Source organism: Peribacillus sp. SIMBA_075 (assembly GCF_046534585.1).
This window is the reverse complement of sequence record NZ_JAWRYN010001202.1, coordinates 1-250: the sequence shown is the minus strand read 5'-3', so window position 1 is coordinate 250 and position 250 is coordinate 1. Positions and strand designations below refer to the sequence as shown.

1 pseudogene is annotated in these 250 nt (G+C 42.0%); it reads left to right on the top strand.

The features are described 5' to 3' along the window. Positions 1 to 215 (top strand): annotated as a pseudogene (locus SB775_RS32135) (RecQ family ATP-dependent DNA helicase); the annotation flags it as partial. Positions 216 to 250 lie beyond the last annotated feature (35 nt).

Here is a 250-nt window from a genome sequence, read left to right as displayed (position 1 = left end):
CTCATCAAGGCTGTTTTAGACAATCTCTGTTATCATACTTTTACGAACAGCTTGATCAAACGGAGGGCTCTTCCTCTGCAAACTGCTGCTCTTCTTGCGGACTTGACCTATCTGATTATGAAAAAAAAGATCGACAATTGGAGCTGAATGAAATGAAACACTGGAAGACCGTGCTGGAGCGTATGTTTCATCTGACAAAAGAGGCGCAGCATTGATTGAACAACACCGCCGAATCATTGAAAAATTAACC